The organism is Pontibacter diazotrophicus, from assembly GCF_003367245.1.
In the GTDB taxonomy this organism is placed as follows: domain Bacteria; phylum Bacteroidota; class Bacteroidia; order Cytophagales; family Hymenobacteraceae; genus Pontibacter; species Pontibacter diazotrophicus.
The window spans coordinates 1-4268 of record NZ_QRGR01000067.1; the positions used below are offsets into that span (position 1 = coordinate 1).

The window sequence follows — 4268 nt, forward strand, 5'->3', positions numbered from 1 at the left end:
TTTTGACTATATTCACACTGCCGCAGTAGTAACATGACCTGTTCATGAGGGTAAGAATTAGATTCGACACCTAATCTTACTGCTACTGCGGTTATTTCTGTTGCTTCATTACTTTTATAGGACTACCCAAATTTTAATAGAGTGCTAATAGCGCTATCAGGAGAAAAAAGATTAAGCTTCCCTCCTGATAGCGATTTTGCCTATAGAACTACAAGTCGTGTAGTGGCTTCTCCGGAAGCTGATTGTGCCTTGATGATGTACACACCCTTATTAATATGTTGATTCAGGACTAATTCTTCATCAATATTACCACTTTCATCAGTTTCGTATCTCTCATACTGAATTGCCTTGCCAGTTAAGTCATACAGGGTTATTAAAACTCTTTCTGTCTCACTGAAACCAATAATCTTAAGATGCAGCAGATATCCCTGACTAGGATTGGGGTAAACTGATATGCTATGCCCTTGTGCTTCACTTTCTACTGCTGTCCTGAGTAAAGTTTGGCTGGTAACCACCTGATCAACTACCGTAAATGCAACAGTTAAACCAGTGCCAGCATTACCACCGCCACCGGATGAGGTAAATGGTGTAGCAGAGAGTGTATAAGTACCTATTGAAGGAGTCCATTTGTGATACTTCCCTTTGGCATCACCCTTGAACGCATAAGGAGCCTTGTTGTCCTTTGTGCTGGAAGTTTCGGTTCCTGTAAGATTAAAAACAACGCTACCCACTATTGAAGGACTAGTATTAGCACGAATATTTATGCTACGGTTTGGCAGGGAAGCCAGATTTATCCTGCTTCCATCTGTTAGTGTGTATAGGTCCTTATAAGTTCTGGCATCCACTAACGTAAAGCTTCCCACCTTTTGACCAGTATTTTGTGTCGGGTTCACCGTCACTGTTACCTGGTCCGTGTCCGTCGCCCCCTCGTCGTCTGTCACCGTCAGGGTGAGGGTGTGGGTGCCCACGCCCAGACTCACCGTCGGCGTGGCGCCGGTGGCAAGCTGCGCCCCCCCCTCCGTCCACACGTAGGAGGCGACGGTGCCTTCGGCGTCAGTAGAGCCGGAGCCGTCGAGCTGCACGCTGGCAAATCCGTCTGAGGCCGCCGTCACCGCCTGGTCATCCCCCGCGTCGGCCACCGGCGCCTGATTCTCACCAGAAACTACACCCAGTACCTCAATAGCTGACACTTTGGGCCTGTTCACCCCGCCGTCGCTGGTTGTGGCGCTGAAGAACATGTCCAGCGTGCCGTCTGCCACATCCACCGTGAAAGTCTCGGTAGTGGCTGTTTTGGCGCCCACTTTCTGCATGATATCGAAATTATCAAGCACCTTAACCCCCTCTAGGCTCACGTCGAACACGCGCTGCCCTACACTTGTCCAATATATTTCTGCGAAGTGCAGCACCACCTTGTACTGCCCGCTGCTGACAGGGAATGCGTAGCTGAAGGTGCCGTTGTTGGTAGTGGCCGAACGCTCGCTTTGGTACATGGCATCATCTGAGGTGCCTGAAATGGAGCTTGTTGTGGAGTAGGTATAGCCGGGTACAGGTGAAAAATAATTATCGGCCGAAAAGGTGCCTATAGAATTGGTCACTTCTCCGCCACCGGAGTTCACACGGTACAATTCAGTGGTACCTGTGTCATCTATACCTTCACCAGTTAGCCCCACCGACACAGGTGAATTGGTGCCTGTGTGCGTAATATTAAGTTGCGCGACTTTCGTGCCTAAGGATGCTGGGCTAAAGGTGACATCGAGCGAGGTAGAACTGCCAGCGGCCAGAGTTATTGGGCTGGTAAAGCTATGGGCAAATTCCGTACTATTAGTACCCGTAATACTTACCGTGCTCACCTCCAGGGAGGTAGTGCCGCTGTTAGCCAGCGTCACCGCCTGCGGCTGCGAGGTAGTGCCCGCCTCCTGCGAGAAGAAGTGCAGCGAAGAAGGGTTATACACTAACTCTCCGACTCCGCTGTTCACCGTCACCGTCACCTGGTCCGTGTCCGTCGCCCCCTCGTCGTCTGTCACCGTCAGGGTGAGGGTGTGGGTGCCCACGCCCAGACTCACCGTCGGCGTGGCGCCGGTGGCAAGCTGCGCGCCCCCCTCCGTCCACACGTAGGAGGCGACGGTGCCGTCGGCGTCAGTAGAGCCGGAGCCGTCGAGCTGCACGCTGGCAAATCCGTCTGAGGCCGCCGTCACCGCCTGGTCATCCCCCGCGTCGGCCACCGGCGCCTGATTCTCACCAGAAACTACACCCAGTACCTCAATAGCTGACACTTTGGGCCTGTTCACCCCGCCGTCGCTGGTTGTGGCGCTGAAGAACATGTCCAGCGTGCCGTCTGCCACATCCACCGTGAAAGTCTCGGTAGTGGCTGTTTTGGCGCCCACTTTCTGCATGATATCGAAATTATCAAGCACCTTAACCCCCTCTAGGCTCACGTCGAACACGCGCTGCCCTACACTTGTCCAATATATTTCTGCGAAGTGCAGCACCACCTTGTACTGCCCGCTGCTGACAGGGAATGCGTAGCTGAAGGTGCCGTTGTTGGTAGTGGCCGAACGCTCGCTTTGGTACATGGCATCATCTGAGGTGCCTGAAATGGAGCTTGTTGTGGAGTAGGTATAGCCGGGTACAGGTGAAAAATAATTATCGGCCGAAAAGGTGCCTATAGAATTGGTCACCTCCCCCCCTCCGGAGTTGATGCGGTACACTGCAGTGCCCGTACCCCCAGTATTATTATGTCCCTCTCCGGATAACTCAACTGCTAACGGAGTAGTGCTGCCTGAATGTGTTATGCTCATTTTGGCTACTTTTGTTCCCGCTGAAGCAGGTGTAAACTTCACGCTTATACTAGTTGAAGCACCGGCAGCTAAAATGAGCGACTGCGTAAAATTATGTGTAAATTCACTATTATTAGTGCCTGTGATAGAAACAGAAGACATCTCCAATGTGGTGGTTGTGTTATTAGTCAAAGTAACATCTTGTGCTTCGGAAGTAGTGCCAGCCTGCTGGGAGAAGAAATGCAGGCTGTTAGGTGAGGCGGAAACAGCATTTGTTCCTCCACTTAAGGCAATAACACTGCTCCCGTTCTGGCCGGAGTGGTTTATCACCATTTCCGCTCCTTGTGCTTCTGAAGTGGTAGGTTGGTATGTCACCGTTATATTCAAACTTTTCCCAACAGGAAGAACGAACGGAAGGGCATAAGGGGCATTGTAGGAAAAAGAACTGCCGCCGCTTATAGTAATGGAAGTTATAACTATATCCTGGTTGCCTTCTGAATTGCTTATCGTGACAGTTTTGCTACTACTTGCATTTACGTCAACAGTCCCGAAGCTCACTGTTGATGGCGTATTTAACCGGCTTTGCGTTAATGCAACTCCATCAGGAGAAGAAGGAGCATACATGTAAAAAGCTTCCTGAGTGCTTAACTCGGGGCTCCCCCCCCTGCTTCCAGAACCCGCAACAATATAGATGCCGTTATTGCTCGTGATGGCTTGTGTGCCATGTCTGCCCCTTACCAGGTCTGCTAACCTTCGCCAGGAGTTTGTCCGCACGTTGAAGGCCTCTGTTTCCACATGAGCTGTTGACTGTGAACCACTTTCGCCTCCAATCACAAGCAACTCATCTCCGAGCACAGCAGTGGCTGCACCGGCTCTTTGCGTTGGTATGTTACTACTGCCGGGGAGCGTTTCCCATTTATTTGTTTCAAAATCAAAAACGTCTACCTCCGGTACTGTCAATTTGAAGGTTTCGCCTGTGGCATCTGATGAACGGCGACCACCAGCCAGGTACAGTTTGTTATTGATTACTGCTGCATGGTAATGGTCTCTGGCCCGAGGAGCGTCTGGTAGCGTTTTCCATGTGTTTGTGAGCGGGTCATACTCGTCGAACCAGGCGACGTGTCCGGAACTATGCCCATCTGTAATACCACTAACCAGGTAAATTTTCTTATTGTGCACCACTACTCCTGCCGACCCCCTGCGTCTGGTTTCCGGTATTGTGGGCCCATCCAGCCATTTATCTGTTACAGGATTATAGATATACACCTTAGGCACAGGCTTTTCATATGGATAACCTCCTGTAAAAGCTCCTGCCACATATATTAAGCCGTCAATGGTAACCGCCTGGAAATGGTGAAGCTCTGTAGGGGTGCTGGCTTTGTTTGCCCAGGTTTTAGTTGCCGGGTCATATACCTGAACTGGCTTTACTCCCCGGCCACCCAAGAGGTAAAACTTGTCTCCTGCCTGTACAAAAGCGTTTTCATGCCTTGC

At 51.0% G+C, this 4268-nt stretch carries 1 protein-coding gene; it reads right to left on the reverse strand.

Translation table 11 applies throughout. From position 1 onward, the window contains the following. Positions 1 to 200 precede the first annotated feature (200 nt). Positions 201 to 4268, reverse strand: a 4068-nt coding sequence (locus tag DXT99_RS26575; protein WP_115568628.1) for a malectin domain-containing carbohydrate-binding protein, incomplete at its 5' end; no start/stop codon positions are given.